We start from the raw sequence: 19,819 nt of genomic DNA, 5'->3' as shown, positions 1-19,819 counted from the left end.
AGTATTTTTTTATGTTTAAAGATTCAGTGGATAAAAATATTAATTCTATTCCTAGAAAAGAGAACTATGTTCTTGATTATCCTAATGAAAATGATTTATCCGACTTCTTACATTATGTTAAGCATGACGATGCCATGGCAGAAATTTATTTTAAGAATAATGAAGTGTTAGAGGATGAAACAATTCAGTTATTTAAGAATCAAGGAAAATTTATACATAAAAGTGATAATAAAATTAACCAGCGATGTGATTTAATGCTGGTTTTACGAGACCATGGGAAAGTCATCGGTTTTATTGAATTAAGGTTAACTAAAAACTCTAAAATGATGCCTCAATTATTTAGTTTATTTATAGATGAGCCTTATCGCCGTAAAGGACTAGCCAATTTAATGATGGTCCATGCCTTGGATTTTTTCGTACATAGCGGCCAGAAAGATATGACCGTAAGTCCTACTGCAGAATCACTTACTGTTTATAATAAATTTGCATTTTATCCGCCAGAATTTGATGATAATGGATTAAAAAATTGGTTCGAAAAGAAGGAGGACGAACGACTGGATATTTTGCAAAATGAGCCTTCAGAGTTTCTTATGATGGATCTAAGGAATCCATCCTGTCGTGAAACTTTTGAATTTCATCGTAAAAAAGCAGTTCAGAATTTTGTAAAATTTGATATCTCTCCACTTTTAAAAGCCGATTTACAAACTGATGTTTTTGAGTGGAGAAAAAAAACAACTACGCCTCCCTCACTAGCAAATAATGACTTAGGCGTTTTACGCATTTTAGACGATAAGAAAAAAAGAAAAGCAGATAAAATTGAGCAAGAATCTTTTCCAGATCAGGACAACAATCCCCTTAATAATTCTTGAACTCCGCAAAACCAAATTATTTATTTTTGTCATTGAGTGCAAGTCCTTTATAAAATCCTTTACACTGATCGCTATACCAAACTCCCTGGGTTATTCCTGATTCACTGCGTTTATATAAAAAATAATCAATTCGATCATGCCAAGATGTTGTTGCTGTTGTTCTCGATGCAATCAAACTACCGTGGAGAAGATAAATACCGTCTACTTTATCGATGTTAAAGGAAATTTGTTTTAGTTTAATGCCTTTATCAGTAACAATAGGATGAACAATTCCATCCTTTATGGTGTGAATGAAGGTACCTGGACAGTGCTCCCGACAGTATTTTTTTGTAATCCCTTTTTGATTCGGGACGGCTTTGTAATAAATTCCTTTCCAAGTAATTAAATCAAGATTGGCCAATGAAACATTGGAAAAAAATAAGGTATATAAAAAAACTAATATATATTTCAACATGATTATCCTTTTCTAGGGATGACGTGGCGCAACTCTTAATTTAAATTCAGGATTTTGGGGTCGACTTGGCCTCGCAGCAACTACTTAAGCTCATAGTAGTGATTGATAAAAAGTGGTTCAAAACCAAGACGTTTATAAAGATTAAGTCCTGAACTCGATGCTTCTAAAAAGCAGGTTTGAACTTTTAAATCCAATGCTTTTTTTAAGGCATAAGTCATCATTGCAGTAGCAAAGCCGCGTTTTTGAAAGTGGGGCATTGTGGCTAAATCATCAATGCGGGCAAAGTGTTCTTTTACTGTTAAGGTCATAGATACGACAACTTCTCCTGCAAAAAAACCAGAAAGGTGATACAGATCTGGACATTTTTGCAACGCTAAATCATGTCTTTGTGTATAAACCTGGTTAATTTCTGGAGTTGATTGAAAGCCATGGATGAGTGGAATACCCCAGGTATTTAGATCGTCATTGAGTACTCTAAATTCAAGTTGATGATTCAAAGGGAGTAACAAACTCGATAACAGATTGAATTCCATGGCAACACCACAGTCAGTTAATTCATAATCGTGTAGAAATTGACTCTTTTGCTGCGTGTCGATGGGGGTATGCTCTGAAATAACAATAGCCCAAGGTAAATTTTTTTGAGCGAAGTGGGATCTGCAGTGTGCAAGATCGTTTAAAAATTCCTTATCTGTTTGGGTTACGAACGCAGGATTAAGTCCTGCTGCGAGAACTCCGGTTTCAAAAGCAGTGATGGTTGGATGATTCAGGCAATTTAAGCTAATCAGTGAGAAAAAATGCCGCTCTAACTCATGATACTCATTATTCGGTCTTTGCATTAAATAAATCCAATAAGTGATCTTGGGCTGCATTATAACAAACGCAAGAGAGGATACTATGCATAATTAAAAATCGGCTATGAATACACGAGGTAGTATCCTCACTTCTTTTGTAGTATTTATCGAGTTATTGGGGTGATTATAAGGTCATTGCCAACGGTGTGGGAATGACCTTAATCGAACGCATTTCTATTCTGGGAATACCAATGAAGAATAACCTTCCGCTAACCAATTAGGATTGCTTGCCTCGGATTAGAAGAATCGGGATGGGAGCATTGCGAATAACACCTTCTGCGACGCTACCAAGCAGTAGATGCTGATAGCCACGACGACCATGCGTACCTATGACAATCAAATCAGCAGACCAATCTTTTGCTGCTTCAATGATTTTTTCTGGAACTTTTTCTTCGGATGGATTCATTTCAATCAGTTGCGCTTCACATTCGGCATGCTTTTTGCGTGCGATGGTTTTCATCTTATCTAAAAATTGTTGACCATATTCTTTGAATGAGGCTTCTAACTTCTCATAATCCACCCCAGTTCCAACATAAGGAGCATAAAATTCATTTGCAATGTGTACAATTCTTAATTTTGCTTGATGCACTTTACTCAGTTTAATTGCTTCCTCGAAGGCTTGCATTGACGTATCACTATCATCAATCGCAACTATTATATTTTTATACATTTCTATATCCTTATAAAAGGTAATGAGATCATCTATGGGGATATCTTACCTATAATCTAGAATGAAACATAGATAGAATGGTTAATAAGCGAAAACAAATAAATGAATTATTTTGATGAATAACTGCACGAGGCAAAAAAATCATGAACCATGAAATTTTATTTAGTCCGTTCAATCTAAGAGGTCTGACTCTTAAAAATCGGATTGTTATGGCTCCATTGACGAGAAATCGTTCGATCCATGGAATCGATACTCCTTCAGAACTTAACGCAGAGTACTATGCGCAACGTGCAGATGCAGGCTTAATCATCGCAGAGGCCACACAAATTTCCCCGACTGGAAAAGGGTATGCATGGACCCCCGGAATCTATTCCTCAGAACAAATTGCGGGATGGAAATTAGTAACGGATGCTGTTCATGCAAAAGGGGGGGCTATTTATTTGCAACTCTGGCATGTCGGACGAATCTCGCATCCTTCTCTGCAGCCAGGTGGTATTGCTCCTGTTGCACCCTCTGCTATTGCGGCAACAGGGCAGCGCACTTTTATTGAAAACGGTACCTTTGTCGAAGTAGGAGCGCCGCGTGCATTAAAGCTTAGTGAAATTCCCCGTATAATTGAAGATTATCGAACTGCTGCGAGGAATGCTATTTTAGCGGGATTTGATGGGGTAGAAATTCATGCAGCTAATGGATATCTAATCCATCAATTTTTGTGTGATGGGACAAATCAGCGAACAGATCAATATGGGGGGTCAATTGCCAATCGATTGCGTTTTGCGCTTGAAGTGACCGATGCTATTGTCGCTGAAATTGGCGCAAATCGAACAGGAATCCGTCTTGCTCCAGTCAGTCATGCTAATGGAGTCAACGATACATCGCCTTCAACGGTATTTTTTCCGCTTGTACAAGAACTGAGCCGACTTGAATTAGCTTATGTGCACATTATTGAAGGAGAAACCCAAGGGGCTCGCGATTATTATGGTTTTGATTTCCAAGCATTACGCAAAGAGTTTAACGGTCCTTGGATGGTAAATAATGGTTATACATTAGAGATGGCCCATGAAGTCCTCACTAGTGGATATGCTGATCTCGTTGCGTTTGGAAGATATTTTATTGCAAATCCCGACCTGGTTATGCGATTTAGGACAAATGCGCCATTGAATGAATTGGATCGTTCAACTTTATACGGAGGTAGTACAAAAGGTTATACAGATTATCCTTTTTTACAATCAACTCAATGAATAGGGATGGAATCCAATAATGCTAAAGCAATGGTTGGTAGGACTGATTCTTTTTATTTTAATTGCTACCGTCGCGTATTTCTGGCAACGTTATTTCATTTATTTCCCATCTTCTGAGAAACCAAATCTTGAAGATTTTCAGGCAGAAGATATGCAAATCATTGAAATCCGAGTTGCGGATGGATTGACTTTAAGTTCTTGGTATAAACCCCCATTGGATAAGAAACCTATTATTCTCTATTTACATGGGAATGCAGGACATATCGGTTATCGGATGCCTCTTGCTCGTCAGTTCCTCTCCCAAGGTTTTGGCGTGTTATTACTTGAGTATCGAGGGTACGGTGGAAATCCGGGTAAACCCACCGAATCAGGATTATATAAAGATGCACGAGCTGCAATGCAATTTTTGCAACATCAAGGATTTAAGAAAAAAAATATCGTTCTCTACGGAGAATCCTTAGGAACTGGGGTGGCGACACAAATGGCGACAGAGTTTCCCGTTTGCGCCTTAATCCTGCAATCCCCATATACCTCTTTAACTGCTCTGGCTCGCTACCATTATTCCTGGTTACCGATGCCTATGATTGATAAGTATGATTCTTTATCACGAATTCAAAACATTCATGTCCCCATTTTAATGTTGCATGGGAAACTGGATAGAGTGGTACCTTACAATCAAGGATTAACTTTGTTTAATCAAGCCAATCAACCCAAGGAGTGGGTTGAGCTTTCTGATAAAGGACATCTGAATTTATGGAATGATCATTTTGCACAGACGGTTATTCATTTTATTTATGCTTATTGTAGCGCAGATTCCAAGCAAGTATTCGAGAGATACCCCGTGTGGCTTGGGTGAGGGCAAAGCCATAATCCGGTATCTTCACTTTGACAACGGATATAAAAACTCAAAACGGATAAAATATTTACAAATATCCACTCATCAAGTACTATAGGTATAGGCTTCATGGGGCGCCTATACCCACAAAAGAGGATCTCACCCTGGTTAGTAATTGATTATTAATTATTCATTAACCTTTTTGTTGCTAGAGTAGTGGGTGTCTGGCCATAGCAAAGGGGATTCACATGAATAAGCCACACCCATCATTTAGCGTTGTAGAATGTAAGATTCAAGCGTCTATTTTATTGAAATCACTACGCGCAACAGATCTCTTAACAGCTCAAAATGCCGCAAAACGCTTTCAAAATTTACCTGAATTTAGAAATTGTTCTCTCGGGGAAATAATTCAAGCTGATATTCAACGTAAACATGCACTAGCGGTTATCGCCATGGGAAAAGGTTTTAATTCTTGGACCGATTTAAAATGCCAATTGCCATTTATTCGTGGTGGTTTTCTTAATTTATGGTTTGCACAGTATACAGAAGCTAAAGCGCATCAGCGCACCCAAGGAGGCTTTTTATTGCCATTTAAAAATCAATTTTTTATTTGTGATGCAGACTATATTCATAATCTTGGCTTTAACCCAGAGGATGAGGATTGGAAATTAATAGGCTATGATTGGGTTAATCCAGAAAGAAAAGATGCTTGGAAAAGACTCTATAAAAAATGGATGGAAATTGAGAAAAAATAATAAATTCATTTATTTACTTAAAGTAGCCTGCTGAGTGGAACAAACCTCGGCAGGTGAGTTGCAAATAAATTTGGTAAATTTTGAACCAATAGTCTTGCAGTAGGAAAAAAAATTAACATAGAATGGTTTATTTCTTTATTAAGGGGTTATGGATGACCTATTTGAAGCGCATTACCGTTCTTTTTAATACTTTATTGTTAACTCAGGGGTTAAGTTTTGCGAAAACAAATACAGAAACGAGGATATGCGATGCGAGTATCCATAATCCCTGTATTGTGCAAGACAGTGAATTTTCATCTTCTTCATTAAAATGGTTACGTGATGCCTCTATGATTGCTAAGGCCTATCAAGGGAATATCTTAGGCGTTAACGAATTGACCATTTCTGGAAGTGAAGAGCCAAGTGAAAAAGGATGGAAAGATATTTCTGATTATATTGTTAGGCATGGACATCCAAGGAGTAAACCTGTATTGGTGTTGGATCTCCGGCAGGAGAGCCATGGTTATCTTAATGGCAAAGCAATTACATTAGTCAGTCAATACGATTGGATCAATCGAGGCAAAACAAATGCTCAAAGCCTCACAGATCAAGAAAATTGGTTGAAGTCGTTACAAACTCAGAAAAAGATACGGGGGATTTTATCCTCACAACAGTTTGCTTCTAAGGATTTTTCCGGTGGTAAAACTATCTCGGTAAAAAAGGTAAAAAATGAAGCGGAATTAGTTTCAAGATTAGGTTTTGAATATCATCACTTATATGTTACGGATCACAGTGCACCATCTGATGAAGAGGTTGATACATTTTTAACGATAATACAAAATGCCCCTAAAGATACATGGTTTCATATCCATTGCAGAGGAGGAAAAGGACGGACAACGAGCTTTTTTGTGATGTTCGATATGTTGAAAAATGCAGATAAAGTGAGTTTTGAAGAAATTATTGCACGACATGCATCAATACCCCCTTATTATAATTTGTTTGAAGTTAATCGAGCAGAGGCGTACCTTACTCCTTTTTATGAGCAAAGAATTTTATTTTTAGCCCATTTTTATCAGTTCGCTCAACAGCGTTTGAAGGGGTACCAAGGAACGTGGCAAGAATGGAATATGAGTAATCCTGCTGTATTTGATAAGGTTTAATTCCTCCCTCGCCTTACGAAAACGGTAAAGGGAATTTTTAGAAATTTTCCACGGGAGGGGAACTATAGATTTTCCCTTCTCGTTTTTGGGTGAAATATGCCCCAAGGACCTTAACGGAGTATTCCTAAGTCTTTTCCACCGGAGATGTATACCATTTCTCTCCGAGAATGATTTGTTCCCACCAAGAGGACATTTTTGACTCATTCATTTCTTGCCATTTTACGGGGTGTAAGACTAAGGCATCAGCCATCCGTTTTGATAAATCATACATCGCAATTCGTTTAGGAAGAGAATCTTTCTCCCATTCAACAATTGCTTGCTGAAGATCCTCACATTTCCTCAGATGCTCACTAAGGCTTAATGCATCTTGAATGGCTAAAGAAGCACCATTCCCAACATGAGGGCGTAATATAATGCTCGCATCACCTAATAACAGTGCTCCCTGGGTGACAAGACGATCAACACAGACATCAACAATTTTTTGCATAAAGGGAGATTGCGTATCAAGAATGATTTGTGCAACAGCCTGAGGTAATTTATCATGTGCTAATTGATAAAGATGTTTTTTGGCTTTACCAGAGAAGTCGATTAAGGAGGTTGAACCCAAGTCGTGTAGATCTTCAAGAGTTATTTTTTCGTAAAAAACCCAGTTTAATTTATTCGTTTGGTGATGATATACAGGATAAGTTAATAAATGTCCCTTACTAAAACAGTAATAAAGTACCTGTTCATTAAAAAGCGTTTTATTTTTAATCTGTTCAAACTCTAGGGTGCCACGCCAAGCTACATAACCGGAATATTCTGGCTTCAAATTGGAAATCATGGGTCTTCCTATCGATTGAATGCCATCTGCAAAAACAATTAAATCAAATTGCAATGTTTCGCCAGATTCTAGAGTAATTTGCCCAAACCCCTTATCCTTTAGTTGCACGTCCACGACTTTAATGCCAGCACGGTATATTGGTTCTGGTATCCTTTTTCGTAAATTGGTAAATAAAGTATCCCAGTGCAGGGTTGCCATAGAAATTCCCTGCTGCCATAAAAATTTACCATAAACTGGTTCGTTATCTGTTTGGCAATAAAAATTGCGAGCAATGAATGTATGAGATAAGGTATCTTGATCAATAAGATTTTTTTCGAACAAAACGTGCAGCAATTCGGTAGAAATCGTAATACCTGCTCCCCGTGAATGTAAATTATCTACTTGCTCAAAAACCGTAACTTGGAATCGATCTTTTAATAATAAGGCCAGGGCGCAGCCTGCTATAGAACCCCCGATAATACCAATTTTCAAGGTAATTTCTTCCTGGAAATCGAATGAATACAACGAATTATATTAAGTAATCCCACAAAATCAATAAATACCACTTAAACCAGAGTTTCAGTTAAACCAGCATTTTAATATTAGGTTGCCCTTTTTGCTGTATTCCCTGGTTCTGTTGGGCTTCACTTAAATGGCATTAGATATGAGCCACAAAACGCAAGATTCCATTGGTTCCTTGGGGACGATTTCTCGCATCTTGTTCAGAATACACATTTAAAAAGATAAAGTGGTTTTTGCTAAGGCTATACACCATCCCTGGACCAATCGCCCAAACACTTTCCTTACGTCCTGGGAATGCGGTCCCATTCACCAAGGTGTCCGTAATTTGGTTAAAAAAGTACCCATTTACGCCTACAGTAAACTTATCTATTATGGCGTATCCTACAGCAATGTCTGCAAAAATTGCCTGTCCAGCTTGAATGGAATTCACATTGGGTCCAAAGGCAACATTAGGACTATGATTGACATCATTCCAAAGATAATGAAACCGAGCTGAAGTAGATAATTTAGGAGTCATCCAAAAGGTAAAAGCCCAGTAGGGATTTATAGACCAAAAGCGGCTACTGGCATTAATTGCATTAATGCTGCTGTATCGTCCAATCGGGGCGACAATATCCAGTTCGAGGCGCGAAACAAATAAAGGTCCTTTGCCATCTTTTCGCATAATGGGATCAAATTGCAGTGCAGGTCCAATCCACAAATCCCCAGGGCCATTTTCTGCTTTTAGTACGGTATTTCCCAATCCATCATCCACACGGTCATAAACTACCCAAGGTAAGAGTGTAGAAAAACCTAAATTAGCTCCGAAAATTTTTTTTGTGGTTACATAAATAAACTGGGTTATATTTGCAACAACATCAAGATCGGTACGGGGCAGGGGAAGTCGGTTGCCTTTGTTGTCGTTAAAGCGATTGGAGGTGTAGTATTGAAAATAATCTTGGAAGTAGAAACCAGGGCCAGAAGGAGGACTTCCATCATAAAAACTTGTATAACCCAAATTTACAACCGGTTCATCGTAGGCCAGGGCTGACGATGCGATTAATAAAATTACTAAACTAAAGAAAAAATGCAGAATCCTCTTCCATTGCATAAAAAATGTCCTTTCTAAATCAGTCTCTTTTTAGAATTGCTAGGTTGCTATGTTCTATTATGTGGGCAGTGTGCTGCAATTGCAGAACCATCAGCTTACTCGCTTTTTGACTTTGGCTAGAGAAGATCCTGATGATTTTTTTTGTATATTTAATTGGCATAATAAATCATTATTCTTTGATAATTCATGAAATTATGTCTGATTTATGCAAGAAGAACAATATGAAAAAAATTGATTTTTTATATGAATCAATGAGTAAATGTCAATATGAGGAATTTAATAAGATGCGCCCATAGTTTTTATGGACAATTCAAGCGAAGAAGGACTCGCCGTCATATACAAGGGTATTTAAAGGAGGTAATACGATGCGTACCGCATTTATAGGTCTGGACTATATTATGGATATTATGCATCCGCAAGGCAAGATTGCACGTTCAGCTGCGCACGCTAAGGAGCGTGATGTAATTAAAAAAGTAAATAAAGCTCTTGAAATTGCAGAATTAAAAAAATGGATATCCATCATGGTGAAAGTGGGTTTTAGTGCACATTATGCGGAACAACCAAAGAATTCACCAATTTTTGGTAAGGTTCACGAATTGGATGCGCTAAAGCTTGGTTCTAAAGGAACAGAATTTCATCCTGAATTACAGATTGGCACTAGTTTAGTACTGATAAAACCTAGGGTGAGCGCATTTTATGGAACGGCCCTCGAAGCAGTGCTACGAGCAAATCAAATTGAACGCGTGATACTAGGGGGGGTAAGTACTTCCTGGGCAGTGCAAAGTACCGCTCGCGATGCCCATGACCGGGATTACAATGTGTGTATCGTAGAAGATATTTGTGCTGCTGCAAATCAGGAGGAACATCTATTTTCCATTCAATTATTGGAAAAAATAGCGCAAATTGTCACAGTAGATGAATTAAAAGGTCTCTAATGCATGTTATTTCTAAGACGATACAGGTGCTCAAAGATGAAATTCAGATTGGAGCTTTGCTGAGAGGGATCCTCGTATTGGTGCCCTTTGCCGTTATTTATCTGCATAACCATAACCCAATTTGGCTTCAAACCTCAGTATTAACTATGTCAACCCTTATTGTAGAAGAGCGTCTTGAATTGACTGCATTAGGAGTGTTACTTCATGGGTTTATCATCATTGTAATGTTTTATTTCCTTTTTTTAACCCAACCTATCCCTGTACTGTATATCGTCTCATGTACCCTCGCAGCTACGACAGTGATCTTGGTTACAATAAAGGGGGAGAAATTGCGTCCTTTAGGGAACTGGACTTTTATTCCTGCCATAATTCTTGCTACAGAGTTTGCTGCAGAAACTAATCCTACAGAAATGTTACATCGGGCTCCTCAATTTTTACCTTATCTATTGTTCGCATTAGTACCTACCGTATTGCTTGCTCAATTTGATGAAATGAGAACATACTACAAAAAGCGTGAGATTCATTACCATCCATTGCGATTAGGAAGGTTGAATGATTTCGGGGAGCAAAATCCTTATATTGAAAATATGATCGCTATGGCAATTGCTGTTTGTATTTCGACCTTTTTGGTTGAATATTTTCAAATGGACAATGGGCAGTGGATGATTTGGGGCACTGCCAGTGTCGTTACTGGTAATGTAACGACCTCTCCAAAAAAATTGAGTCAACGTATCATAGGGGTATCACTGGGTGTTCCATTAGGCATCTTATTCGGATTGATTCTCCCCAGCACCCCATTAGCCTTAACCCTTGCCATATGTGGCATTTTCTTAACTTTGGTTGCCTTTCGTCGTTATGTCATCGCTTATTCTTTTCGTTGTTTCTTTGTTGCAACCACAGTCATGTTGGTCACTCATTCGGCGAGTGTCGCATCGGAACGGTTGACGCATGTTATTCTGGGTGGACTCGTAGGATTCGGATCAGTTATATTCTGTCATCTGGCACAATCGCATTGGGTCAAGAAATAAAACGCAAATTTGGTTGAGTTTTGCGATCACTGCCTCTGCCGCTGTATTTTAGCAAATTTTTCTGTATTATTTTAAAAAATCTGCAATAGACCCTACAGGAGGTAACCATGCGTCGTATTGTTTCTTCACATTCTTTTAGCCGTGTTTTCTGGATCGTATTTATGATTCCGACGTTCTCACTGGCAGCTCAAAAATCTCATCTACGTGGGGAACGTTATTGTGAAATTATTGTTGCTAAAAGCATAAGTGATTATGCGGTATACAATACTATTGGTCTTAATGATTGCCCACAAAAAATTTGGGACAAAATAACTCCTGAAAGTGTAAAAAAAGAAACGGGATCTACCCATGTGCATTTAAATGGTCCTCGTTACTGGATGATAGATGGCATGCAAAACTCCAATTTAGTGAACACTCATGTAAAAACATTTAACGGATTAACGATGCGAGAAGCCGGTATACTCCATATTCCTTTAAAAGATTTATTATTAGAAGCCCCTTATCGGCCTCTAAAGGTTGCGCGCAAAACCACCTGGATCTACGAAGCTGGAAAACCTGTTTATGAACTTATCGATCCTAAGGGTCATGTGTTTGTTATGCAGTCTTATAGTGTTCAAAAAATGCCCCAAACAGAACAATCTCTTTCGCAATTGAGCACAAAATTGAAGTTACCTGCTAAATGGCAATTTAAAACCGGAACTCTTAAAAAAACAGAAACGGTCCAAGCGATTAAGGATATGGCTGTAGTCGTTCAGGATAATTTTTTAAACACGTACCAACAGGCCACTCATGATCTGTTGGTAGATAAAATAAATTCATGATTTATGGAGTTATTTTATAATCTAACTACATGTTCTAGAAGGATCTTGTTTTCTGGCCATCGTTTGCGGTGAGCCAGGAATTTTTTATTTAAACTCTAAACAGAAAACCGAGTTAGATAGTTACATAAGTCCCACCTTGAACTATTGCTCGGTAAATAATTCAGTAGTAGCGCGCTCTTGGTAATTGATCTACTTTATTTCCATACTAGAATTTCTGGTGACTTACGCGCCACTTCAGGCGTTTCAGCAGCCGGAATACCTACAATAATTGGCGCAATGGCTGTAATATCAGCGGGGAGATTCAGTTTTGTTTTCCACTCTGGAGTATTGAGTGTTGAAACAGCAAGACCAATAACACACGTACCCAACCCTTGAGCACACGCTGTCAGCATCAAGTTTTCAGCTGCTAACCAACAATCTGCCGCTACAAAAGGACCATGGTATTTACTGTAAATAACAATGAGTGTATTTGCATTATAAAATGCATGGAAATCAGGATTATTAACCAAATCTTGCAGATATTTCATCTGCATTTTAGAATAATTATGGGCTTCCGTATAAAGTAGGGATTTCACGATGTCTGATAAATGATTTAATATATCTTGATCTTGGATTATCACAAAGGACCAAGGCTCCTCATGCATAGCGGTAGGTGCTTGCACAGCAGCATCAAGCAATGAGTGAATGAGCGCTGGATCTAGTTTTTGCGGTTTATAATTACGTACAGCGCGACGCCTATAAATTGCATCAATTTCACTCATTAGGGCCTTTTCTTCCTTAAATTTTTTTGAAGTAGCCATAATCTTCTCCATATAAACCATAATATTAAATAATCCCTTTATGGTTCTTAAATTCTGGTTCATCTTCCTGCTTTGTCAAGTTCATAAGCTCACTCGATTAATATAAGTAGCCCGTTTAAGAGATTAACGGTATTTAAAATTTCGCTTATCATATAAATCATTCGATTGTATAATAAATGAATATTTTGTTTGTTTATAAGATTAAGCATGACCTTTGAAAAGTTAATTAAAATTGAACAGTTAAAACTGGATAAAATTAAAGAACCAAAACAACGCGATGAGATTTTAAAAACAATTCAAGAAAAATATATAAAAGAAATTAATCGTCTTATAGAACTATTAAACAAAAGCCAAGATGCTCAATCTAGTGAGCTATTAAAACAAATTAAAGAAACAGACAAACTCTTCTTTGAAATAAAAGGAATTCAAGTTACAAGTCACATCTTATTCAGTCGTCATGGAAAATGCACAAGTTGGGGGCAAAAGAAATTTGGTTTAAATCCCAATGCAGCGCTTTCTGAAGAAGCAATGAGAAATATGGAACGAACGAGTCAATCCACGGGCAATTTATTATTTTATTTTCCAAACGAGCTGCCCCTTTCAATTGGTGTTTCTCCACTCAATCGAGCACTACAAACCGCTGGATTGGTTATTCCTAAAGAAATTAAAAATGCAAAGATTGCTGTTCTTCCTTTTTTAGCGGAAAACAGTGATGCACCCTCTGGTTATGATGTTCGTTCTATAGCAGATATGCAGAAGTTATATAATCAGCTGTCTTTTTGGACAACTCCTATCAGAAAAATTCTTTTAAAACTTTCACTGTGGATTTTTAGTGATCAAGACTTTGACTTACTCAAGAAAAGGAGAAAAACTGCTGTTGAAAAAATCCAGGAGCATGGCAATAAGATTCTTCTCGAGGAGCGTGATGATGTGTATCAAGATTTGGATTATGCTGGGGACAAAATAGAAGATACTAAAATTTTTATTGAACGTGCAGCACATCAAGATTGTTGGTTGTTTGGACATGGAAAAAATTTCAAAGCCTTTTTTCAAACAGTTTTAGGTATTAGGTCCGATTTTGATTATGGTGAAACACGCCGGGTTTATAAGATAGAAGATAAGAATAATAAATCGTCACTCTTTGTTCCTCCCTATGTGATGTTCATTGATCAAGAAACAGGAAAAATAAAAGGAAAATATACAGGTATAATCGGTACTTCTTTGCAAAAGCAATCGGAAGCTCTGTCCGATGGAGAGATATATCCAGATGTATCTACGGCTATTGCCGGTCTAGGGATGCCGGTTTCAACACCCGAGTACTGGGAAGAACAATCTTGCCCTTCACCCAGTACGGAGGTATGTACTGATTTAAAAACACAACATCCGGAGAGTAAACCTTTAATAGTAAAAAACTTCTAATATGGACCACTTATGTTTTATACCAATTTTCTTATCAGATTTATGTACTGATAAAATGATGCTACAGTTCTCTAAGGCTTAGCTGAATGAAGGTGAATTTTGGATACCATGTATGATGCAATTATCTTTGATTTTGACGGGGTTATTTTAGACAGTGAACCTCTTCATTATGAAACATGTTGTGAGGTTCTTAAGCCACTAGGAATAAGCATAAGTTATTCTGAGTACGTTGAAAATTATTTGGGCCTAGCAGATAAAGAATTGTTCCCTAAGCTATTGCACAATGTGGGTATTCATAGGTCAAATGAAGAAATCAAACGTTTGATTCAGAAAAAAACTGAGCTTTACATCCATATTATTAATACCCGCGACTCTTTACCCCTAATTGTAGACTTTGAGCAATTTATTTTTAAAGTTGCTTCTAAAGTAAATAAAATTGCCATTTGTAGTGGATCCAGCCGTAGTGAAATAGCGGCAGTACTTTCTAGAGTAAGACAGGGTAAATTGCAGACTTATTTTGATTCAATTGTCACAACGGAGGATGTACAGAGCGGGAAGCCATCTCCTGAAGGCTATTTATTAGCAGCAACACGTCTCAATGTTCTCCCAGGACGTTGTTTAGTCATCGAAGACACCTTGCATGGAATAAAAGCAGCTAAAGCCGCTGGGATGCAGGTAATTGGTTTGACTACAACTTATGACCGAAATCATTTTTTAATTGCCGATCAAGTCGTTACAGGTTATCGACAGTTATTAGGAAGAGTCTGGTAACCGCTATTGATTGGCTAGCCAATCTTCATAGGTGAGAGCAAAACGAAAATGATCACACCATACGCCATTAATTTTTAAGTATCTTGGCGAGAACCCTTCTTTCAGAAAACCATTTTGAGTAGCTAAGTGGATGGATGCAGTATTTGTTGGTTGAATGTTCGCTTCAATCCGGTGTAGTTTTAGTTCGAGGAAAATTTCTTTTAAAACCAGTTTTAATGCCTGACTCATTAACCCTTGGCCTGCATAAGTTACGGATGCAAAATATCCCATATAGGCACTTTGAAATACCCCTTGAATTATTTCATTAATGTTGAAGACACCGATAATGTGTTCCTGTTGGTTTAATGCCAAAAAACATCGGTGCTCCTCATTCTGAAATTTGTGTAGGTAGGCTTGGAATTCCTCATGAGTTTGGGGGGCGATCACAAAAGGGTGGTGGAAATCCCGACTTTTTTTCATGGTCAATAGGAAATTTGTCTCATCATATTGAGTTAATTGACGCAAATGTATCGAATTTGTAGTGAGCATAAAGTAGAAGGCTTGAAAAAGAGGAAATTTTAGCACAGCTCCTATGCTGGGTAATACGCTGAATATTTACAAAAATTAAAGAACTCCTAATTTGAATCACTCTCTTTTTTGGGATAAGATTGCGCTAAAAAACAACAGCTAATAATTATTTTGTGATTAACGAAAGAAAATGAATTAAATTAAATTATGATGTACAGAGTATGCTTAGGCATTATGCTATTTTTTTTCTTAATTGGGAATTCAACGAGTATGACTATGGATATAGTAACTGTGGAGCAACCTGAATACCGTCAGGTGCTAAAGAATAAGGCCCATGAGGTTTTGTTTCCATTAAGTCAAGCAGACAAAGAGTTAATTGCTGCTATGAAAAGTAAATTATATGAACTAGGTGGGGTGGGTTTAGCAGCTCCCCAAGTTAACTTTCCGAGAAGAATCATTGCGGTATACATTCCAGAAGAGGCAACTTTATTAAGAGATAATGTTAATAAATTTTATCCTATGCATATAATGATTAATCCAAGCTATGAGCCCGCGTCAGATTCTGTAATGCATCACGATTTTGAAGGATGTTATTCTGTTTCTAGTAAATCCGGAAAGGTCCCGCGCTATGAGAAAATTATACTGAGCTATTATGATGAATCAGGCCAGTTTCATCAGAGTATAGAAGAAGGATTTTATGCTCGAGTTTTGCAGCATGAGATTGATCATTTAAATGGCTTTTTGATTCTCGATCGTCTTACTCCAGATTGTATCCAAGGTTCTCTTGAAGAAATGATGGCTTTAAGGAGAGAGTCTTTGTCTCCAGAAAAAAGAACTATCTTTGATCAGGTTATGGCACGTAAGACAAAAAAATAGCCCGCATTCACAGATTAAACTATCGCATTACTAGCAGGAGATTGAAAGTTGCTGTTTAATAGCTCTGCAAGATTTTGAGCCGTAAGCTGGGCTTTTGCTTGTTCATATCCTTCTTCAGTAATTTCGTTGTATTTTTTAAAATCCAAAATACCGTATTGGTCTAGTTTTAAAGTAATCCCATAATCTGCCATGGCCATCATTTTAGCAGTATTTTGATGGGAGCTGATGGTTAATAATCGCAACACCAACTCACCTAAATTAATAGGCAATATGGACTCTTTTCCCATAAATTTATTGTAAAGCAACTTCCAGCCTGAAAGTGAGTACGGTATAGGAGTTAATTTGAAGAAGTTATTATTATTTACATTGGAGGCAATAATCTTACTACTATGTGAATACTGTCTCATGATATCGATGGGTATATTATTTAATACACCGCCATCAATAAGCAACTTGTCATCAAATGATACGGGCGGATAAATAAAGGGTAGAGATATACTCGAACGAATCGATTCCCACAATCGCCCTCTATCATGAATATATAAATTTTTGCTGATTAAGTCTGTTGAGACACAAAAGTAGTTAAGCCATAAATCTTCGATTTGACTGTCCTCGCCATAGAGTTCTCTTAAGCTGTCTGTGGCTCTTCTGCCTGTGGCAATGGCAATATACGGGAAGGTAAAATCGATCTTGGCTCCTTTGATTAAATATTCTTCAACAAATTTTAAAAGCTCGCTAGAAGAATATCCCTTTGCTAAAACAGCGGCGAGCATGGCTCCCATGCTTGTTCCCGCGATGTAGTCCACCGGTATTCCTCGCTCTTCTAATAAGCGATAAACACCTATGTGCGCAAGTCCTCGCGCTCCACCTCCACTGAGGACTAAGGAAATGGTATTGTCAGTAAAAATTCGCATTAGGCGGGAAATTCCTTCATCTGTATTGCTTCGGACATGAAAATGACCATTAACGACGCGTTTTTCTAACCAGCTTTTTGTATTTTTGGGGGCATTTGCAGTTTGATGCAGAAGCACTAATACATTCCGTTTAATAAAATTATGTTGCATATTTAATACATAATCTTCTACTTCGGATAAGTCAGCATTATGTTCTTCTGCAAGGGCTAAATAAGCGAGCGAATCAGCTTGACGGACACAAAATTTAGTCCAATTGGTTATCGATTCGTCAGCTAGATAAAAAATAAAAGAATACTCCTTTTCAAGTTGGTTAATTAATAAAATTCCTTCATTACTCATATTCCCATTGTCATCCAAGAGACCTTGTCTTTTCTCTAAGCAACTACTGGTTAATAAAAGTATTTTTTCGCCGTAAGAAAAACGAAAAATCATTTCTTGCAATAGAAATTCTAGATCTTTTATTGGTCTTATAGGGATTAAAGCTATGGATTTATTACGTGAGGTGGCAGCGTGAATTCCCTGTAGCGAATTGGTTAATCGTTTTATGGTAAATTGGGTTATCTTATTGAGCAGCTCAGGATATCGTCTACATAGTTTTAAAAAATTTTCCTTCGATAATTTTAAAATGATGCTGTCGCGTAATGTATAAACATTGGCCGAGCGGGGCAAATCAGATAAAAGAGCCATTTCCCCGATGATGGCTCCTTCCTGTAACTCGCCTTGGAACGTCACATTACCTTCTGTATCCGTGATCTGATAGTAGAGACGGCCTTTTATTAAAATGTAAAGATCATTCGTGTTTTCCCCTTTTTGAATTAAAAGGGAATCAGCAGTTCGAGATTCTATTTCCAAAACTCGGGAAAGTTTTGAAAGACATGCTTCGCTCAGGAAACTAAAAGGTTCATATTGCTTAATAAATTCAAAAATTTCTTTGGGTGTGAACAGAGGTTGATTCATATTTTATTATTAATAGTCCTTTAATTATTCTTATTATAGACATGTTTTTAATTGCAAGGATGGAGGCTTTAAATAATAATCTTTAATTCAAGTTTAGAATTCTTTTATCAGGGAAAACAGGAGAAAGGAATCGTGTCTCATAATTACAGTGAGTTTGATGCCGATGCGAGATCTGGAACGGATTTGCGTATCGCAGTTCTGGGCATCTGTGTGCTCGCTTGTGCCTTATTTGCACTGACCATTTTTCTTGATGTTCAATCTCATAAAGGGTATATCAAATACCCAAGCTGGTTATCAATAGGTGATGTTGATGATGCCAGAGTGATGCTTGTTGCTATTATTGGTGCAGTGAGTACTGTTCTAGGACTTGTTTTTTCTGTCGTACTTCTGGTTTTATCCATGGCTTCAACTCAGTTTGGTCCACGTCTTCTACGTCGATTTATTATTGAGCAAAATGGACAAGGAACAATAGGCTTATTCTCCTCTACTTTTCTTTTTAGTTTATTTACCTTGGTTGTAGTGCGATATCAGGATGGGCACGAATTTGTACCTCACTTGACTACATTAACTGCCGTGTTAATGATGATCCTCTCATTTGCAGCATTAATTACCTTTAGCCAAAATATCCGTAAAGAGATCCAAACGGGAAATTTAATTGCTAAAGTTGATGAAGATTTGACTCGAGTAATTACTAATTATGTCGCATTGCGGAAGGAGCGAACCAAAGAAAGTGCGAATATCGCGCCAGAGGAGCACCCTGAGGTATTACGTAAACGCTCTTTGAATGAGAGTTATTCGGTTCTTGCGAGTAACCCAGGCTATTTGCAGTCAATTAATTACAGCAAGTTAATCAAAGCGGCAACCCGGGAAGATGCGGTAATTATTTTAAAAGTTCGTCCAGGTCATTTTATTATTACGGAGACAACTTTAGCTGATATTATTCCAAATGAAAAAGGTCCTATTTTAATAAAAACCATCCATGAGACTTTGCGCATCGGTCCGAATCGTACATTATCACAAGATCCTGAATTTGCTATGGCACAAATTGTTGAAATTGGTATTCGTGCATTGGGCGATGCAATTAATGATACTTTTACCGGGATTGCGTGTGTGGATTGGCTTACTAATAATATTAGTGTTTTAGTTGATCTGCCTGAAACTGGAGAATCCTGGCAAGATGGAGCAGGCCGTACTCGACTCATTGAAATGCCTGTAACATTTTCTCGTCTAGTGGGTGCAGCTTTTGATATGATTCGAGAGTCAGGTGGAAAAAATCCAGCAATTCTAATCCGAATGCTGCAAAATTTTACCCGCATTGCTCCTCACTTGCGCAGCGATAAGCAACGTGCTGCGATCATGCGTCAGGTAACAGCAATCAGGGAGTTTGTTGATTTACATCCTTTTACGCGCACTGATATGAAGGACATGATTGAAATTTATGATAAAGCCTGTGCTGCATTGAACTTTGCAATTTAATGAAAACCATTATTTTTCAATGCTGAACTTGACAAAAATTAATGTAAGTTCTTAAAATGCAAGTGGCTAAATTATATTTTGCCTATA

At 37.6% G+C, this 19,819-nt stretch carries 20 protein-coding genes; 12 read left to right on the top strand and 8 right to left on the bottom strand.

What is annotated here, in order from left to right; all coding sequences use genetic code 11:
* Positions 1-11: 11 nt before the first annotated feature.
* Positions 12-869 carry a GNAT family N-acetyltransferase gene (locus tag ACWTE2_RS10245; RefSeq protein ID WP_454785277.1) on the top strand — a complete coding sequence of 286 codons (858 nt, stop codon included), beginning with the start codon at positions 12-14 and terminating at the stop codon, positions 867-869.
* 16 nt (positions 870-885) lie between these two features.
* Here the strand turns inward: ACWTE2_RS10245 and ACWTE2_RS10240 are convergent, their stop codons facing one another.
* From ACWTE2_RS10240 to ACWTE2_RS10230, 3 genes are all read right to left on the bottom strand, one after another.
* The gene (locus ACWTE2_RS10240) at positions 886-1,323 is read right to left on the bottom strand and encodes a hypothetical protein (protein WP_454785276.1); all 438 of its coding nucleotides are present in this window, start codon (positions 1,321-1,323) and stop codon (positions 886-888) included.
* Positions 1,324-1,403: 80 nt separating this feature from the next.
* Positions 1,404-2,159, bottom strand: coding sequence for a GNAT family N-acetyltransferase (locus tag ACWTE2_RS10235; RefSeq protein ID WP_454785275.1), 756 nt, complete (start codon positions 2,157-2,159; stop codon positions 1,404-1,406).
* A 232-nt stretch (positions 2,160-2,391) separates the two neighbouring features.
* Positions 2,392-2,844, bottom strand: a complete 453-nt coding sequence (locus tag ACWTE2_RS10230; protein WP_182392837.1) for a universal stress protein — start codon at positions 2,842-2,844, stop codon at positions 2,392-2,394.
* A 143-nt stretch (positions 2,845-2,987) separates the two neighbouring features.
* Here ACWTE2_RS10230 and ACWTE2_RS10225 point away from each other — a divergent pair, with 143 nt between their 5' ends.
* The 4 genes from ACWTE2_RS10225 (at position 2,988) to ACWTE2_RS10210 (ending at position 6,814) form a co-directional block, all read left to right on the top strand.
* Positions 2,988-4,085, top strand: a complete 1,098-nt coding sequence (locus ACWTE2_RS10225; protein WP_454785274.1) for an alkene reductase — start codon at positions 2,988-2,990, stop codon at positions 4,083-4,085.
* A gap of 19 nt (positions 4,086-4,104) precedes the next feature.
* The gene (locus ACWTE2_RS10220; protein WP_454785273.1) at positions 4,105-4,941 is read left to right on the top strand and encodes an alpha/beta hydrolase; all 837 of its coding nucleotides are present in this window, start codon (positions 4,105-4,107) and stop codon (positions 4,939-4,941) included.
* Positions 4,942-5,168: 227 nt separating this feature from the next.
* Positions 5,169-5,675 carry a hypothetical protein gene (locus ACWTE2_RS10215; RefSeq protein ID WP_454785272.1) on the top strand — a complete coding sequence of 169 codons (507 nt, stop codon included), beginning with the start codon at positions 5,169-5,171 and terminating at the stop codon, positions 5,673-5,675.
* Positions 5,676-5,827: 152 nt separating this feature from the next.
* Complete coding sequence (locus tag ACWTE2_RS10210; protein ID WP_454785271.1) at positions 5,828-6,814, top strand: phosphatase domain-containing putative toxin; 987 nt, start codon at positions 5,828-5,830, stop codon at positions 6,812-6,814.
* A 124-nt stretch (positions 6,815-6,938) separates the two neighbouring features.
* On the opposite strand, the gene ACWTE2_RS10205 is transcribed toward ACWTE2_RS10210, so the two are convergent.
* The gene (locus ACWTE2_RS10205; protein ID WP_454785270.1) at positions 6,939-8,108 is read right to left on the bottom strand and encodes an FAD binding domain-containing protein; all 1,170 of its coding nucleotides are present in this window, start codon (positions 8,106-8,108) and stop codon (positions 6,939-6,941) included.
* 166 nt (positions 8,109-8,274) lie between these two features.
* Positions 8,275-9,228: a SphA family protein gene (locus ACWTE2_RS10200; RefSeq protein WP_454785269.1), complete on the bottom strand. Its 954-nt coding sequence runs from the start codon at positions 9,226-9,228 to the stop codon at positions 8,275-8,277.
* A gap of 365 nt (positions 9,229-9,593) precedes the next feature.
* Here ACWTE2_RS10200 and ACWTE2_RS10195 point away from each other — a divergent pair, with 365 nt between their 5' ends.
* The 3 genes from ACWTE2_RS10195 to ACWTE2_RS10185 all read left to right on the top strand — a co-directional run bounded on the left by ACWTE2_RS10195 (position 9,594) and on the right by ACWTE2_RS10185 (position 12,012).
* Positions 9,594-10,163: a cysteine hydrolase family protein gene (locus ACWTE2_RS10195; protein ID WP_454785268.1), complete on the top strand. Its 570-nt coding sequence runs from the start codon at positions 9,594-9,596 to the stop codon at positions 10,161-10,163.
* The gene (locus tag ACWTE2_RS10190) at positions 10,163-11,191 is read left to right on the top strand and encodes an FUSC family protein (protein ID WP_454785267.1); all 1,029 of its coding nucleotides are present in this window, start codon (positions 10,163-10,165) and stop codon (positions 11,189-11,191) included. Before ACWTE2_RS10195 ends, ACWTE2_RS10190 begins: the two co-directional genes overlap by 1 nt.
* A gap of 107 nt (positions 11,192-11,298) precedes the next feature.
* Positions 11,299-12,012, top strand: a complete 714-nt coding sequence (locus ACWTE2_RS10185; RefSeq protein ID WP_454785266.1) for a hypothetical protein — start codon at positions 11,299-11,301, stop codon at positions 12,010-12,012.
* Between the two features lie 194 nt (positions 12,013-12,206).
* Here the strand turns inward: ACWTE2_RS10185 and ACWTE2_RS10180 are convergent, their stop codons facing one another.
* Positions 12,207-12,812, bottom strand: a complete 606-nt coding sequence (locus tag ACWTE2_RS10180; RefSeq protein ID WP_454785265.1) for a nitroreductase family protein — start codon at positions 12,810-12,812, stop codon at positions 12,207-12,209.
* A gap of 207 nt (positions 12,813-13,019) precedes the next feature.
* On the opposite strand from ACWTE2_RS10180, the gene ACWTE2_RS10175 reads away from it, so the two are divergent.
* Complete coding sequence (locus ACWTE2_RS10175) at positions 13,020-14,231, top strand: histidine phosphatase family protein (RefSeq protein ID WP_454785264.1); 1,212 nt, start codon at positions 13,020-13,022, stop codon at positions 14,229-14,231.
* Positions 14,232-14,339: 108 nt separating this feature from the next.
* Complete coding sequence (locus tag ACWTE2_RS10170) at positions 14,340-15,002, top strand: HAD family hydrolase (protein ID WP_454785397.1); 663 nt, start codon at positions 14,340-14,342, stop codon at positions 15,000-15,002.
* 3 nt (positions 15,003-15,005) lie between these two features.
* Here ACWTE2_RS10170 and ACWTE2_RS10165 read toward each other — a convergent pair whose 3' ends face one another.
* Positions 15,006-15,566: a GNAT family N-acetyltransferase gene (locus ACWTE2_RS10165; protein WP_454785263.1), complete on the bottom strand. Its 561-nt coding sequence runs from the start codon at positions 15,564-15,566 to the stop codon at positions 15,006-15,008.
* Between the two features lie 213 nt (positions 15,567-15,779).
* On the opposite strand from ACWTE2_RS10165, the gene ACWTE2_RS10160 reads away from it, so the two are divergent.
* Positions 15,780-16,385, top strand: a complete 606-nt coding sequence (locus ACWTE2_RS10160; protein ID WP_454785262.1) for a peptide deformylase — start codon at positions 15,780-15,782, stop codon at positions 16,383-16,385.
* Positions 16,386-16,399: 14 nt separating this feature from the next.
* Here the strand turns inward: ACWTE2_RS10160 and ACWTE2_RS10155 are convergent, their stop codons facing one another.
* Positions 16,400-18,256 (bottom strand): cyclic nucleotide-binding and patatin-like phospholipase domain-containing protein, encoded by a 1,857-nt coding sequence (locus ACWTE2_RS10155; RefSeq protein WP_454785261.1) that lies wholly within the window; start codon positions 18,254-18,256, stop codon positions 16,400-16,402.
* A 132-nt stretch (positions 18,257-18,388) separates the two neighbouring features.
* Between ACWTE2_RS10155 and ACWTE2_RS10150 the strand changes: the two genes are divergently transcribed.
* A complete protein-coding gene (locus tag ACWTE2_RS10150; protein ID WP_454785260.1) occupies positions 18,389-19,732 on the top strand; it encodes a DUF2254 domain-containing protein in 1,344 nt (447 codons plus the stop codon).
* The last annotated feature ends 87 nt before the right edge of the window (positions 19,733-19,819 follow it).

The organism is Legionella nigrisilvae, from assembly GCF_977063395.2.
Note: the sequence above shows the minus strand (reverse complement) of the source record. Positions and strands in the feature narration are given on the sequence as shown.

Excerpts from the sequence above, each read along its gene's own strand:
- ACWTE2_RS10160 (WP_454785262.1), top strand. The coding sequence starts at position 15,780 with ATGACTATGGATATAGTAACTGTGGAGCAACCTGAATACCGTCAGGTG.
- ACWTE2_RS10245 (WP_454785277.1), top strand. The coding sequence starts at position 12 with ATGTTTAAAGATTCAGTGGATAAAAATATTAATTCTATTCCTAGAAAA.
- ACWTE2_RS10155 (WP_454785261.1), bottom strand. The coding sequence starts at position 18,256 with ATGAATCAACCTCTGTTCACACCCAAAGAAATTTTTGAATTTATTAAG.
- ACWTE2_RS10215 (WP_454785272.1), top strand. The coding sequence starts at position 5,169 with ATGAATAAGCCACACCCATCATTTAGCGTTGTAGAATGTAAGATTCAA.
- ACWTE2_RS10225 (WP_454785274.1), top strand. The coding sequence starts at position 2,988 with ATGAACCATGAAATTTTATTTAGTCCGTTCAATCTAAGAGGTCTGACT.
- ACWTE2_RS10210 (WP_454785271.1), top strand. The coding sequence starts at position 5,828 with ATGACCTATTTGAAGCGCATTACCGTTCTTTTTAATACTTTATTGTTA.
- ACWTE2_RS10185 (WP_454785266.1), top strand. The coding sequence starts at position 11,299 with ATGCGTCGTATTGTTTCTTCACATTCTTTTAGCCGTGTTTTCTGGATC.
- ACWTE2_RS10175 (WP_454785264.1), top strand. The coding sequence starts at position 13,020 with ATGACCTTTGAAAAGTTAATTAAAATTGAACAGTTAAAACTGGATAAA.
- ACWTE2_RS10200 (WP_454785269.1), bottom strand. The coding sequence starts at position 9,228 with ATGCAATGGAAGAGGATTCTGCATTTTTTCTTTAGTTTAGTAATTTTA.
- ACWTE2_RS10235 (WP_454785275.1), bottom strand. The coding sequence starts at position 2,159 with ATGCAAAGACCGAATAATGAGTATCATGAGTTAGAGCGGCATTTTTTC.
- ACWTE2_RS10230 (WP_182392837.1), bottom strand. The coding sequence starts at position 2,844 with ATGTATAAAAATATAATAGTTGCGATTGATGATAGTGATACGTCAATG.
- ACWTE2_RS10170 (WP_454785397.1), top strand. The coding sequence starts at position 14,340 with ATGTATGATGCAATTATCTTTGATTTTGACGGGGTTATTTTAGACAGT.
- ACWTE2_RS10195 (WP_454785268.1), top strand. The coding sequence starts at position 9,594 with ATGCGTACCGCATTTATAGGTCTGGACTATATTATGGATATTATGCAT.
- ACWTE2_RS10240 (WP_454785276.1), bottom strand. The coding sequence starts at position 1,323 with ATGTTGAAATATATATTAGTTTTTTTATATACCTTATTTTTTTCCAAT.
- ACWTE2_RS10190 (WP_454785267.1), top strand. The coding sequence starts at position 10,163 with ATGCATGTTATTTCTAAGACGATACAGGTGCTCAAAGATGAAATTCAG.
- ACWTE2_RS10180 (WP_454785265.1), bottom strand. The coding sequence starts at position 12,812 with ATGGCTACTTCAAAAAAATTTAAGGAAGAAAAGGCCCTAATGAGTGAA.
- ACWTE2_RS10220 (WP_454785273.1), top strand. The coding sequence starts at position 4,105 with ATGCTAAAGCAATGGTTGGTAGGACTGATTCTTTTTATTTTAATTGCT.